We start from the raw sequence: 383 nt of genomic DNA, 5'->3' as shown, positions 1-383 counted from the left end.
ACATAACGAACTTCCTTTTCTGCGTCGACTGTTTCGGCGTCGAGAAAAACTATCAAGTTTGGAGCAACCAATGTCCTCTCGCCGCCGAGAGACTCAAGAATTATCAGCCGATGACGCCCGCAGAGTTTTTCGAGGCTTTCGACGATCGCATCGATGCGCTCAATGAGATCAACACTTCAGCCTGCGTCACGCTGGATCAATTGACCGAAGCGGATGATTTCGAGCGAAACCTTATCCACTGCGGCGACGCGCTGCGCGAGGAAGTCATGAAATTTCTTCTCCATGGTCTGCGCAACGACGTCAGAACGTTCGCGTTCGACTGTGATTCGCCGCTAGGGATCGCGCTCGAGTTGGCGAAGGAGGAAGAAGACCTCGAATGATTT

At 52.5% G+C, this 383-nt stretch carries 1 protein-coding gene; it reads left to right on the top strand.

Annotated features, from left to right (window positions below; all coding sequences use genetic code 11):
- Positions 1-110: 110 nt before the first annotated feature.
- A complete protein-coding gene (locus H6A60_RS12780; RefSeq protein WP_205105239.1) occupies positions 111-380 on the top strand; it encodes a hypothetical protein in 270 nt (89 codons plus the stop codon).
- The last annotated feature ends 3 nt before the right edge of the window (positions 381-383 follow it).

It is taken from the genome of Sutterella massiliensis (assembly GCF_016899755.1).
GTDB lineage: Bacteria > Pseudomonadota > Gammaproteobacteria > Burkholderiales > Burkholderiaceae_F > Sutterella > Sutterella massiliensis.
The sequence above is the reverse complement of the archived record's forward strand: the minus strand, read 5'-3'. Positions and strand labels throughout refer to the sequence as shown.

Excerpts from the sequence above, each read along its gene's own strand:
- H6A60_RS12780 (WP_205105239.1), top strand. The coding sequence starts at position 111 with ATGACGCCCGCAGAGTTTTTCGAGGCTTTCGACGATCGCATCGATGCG.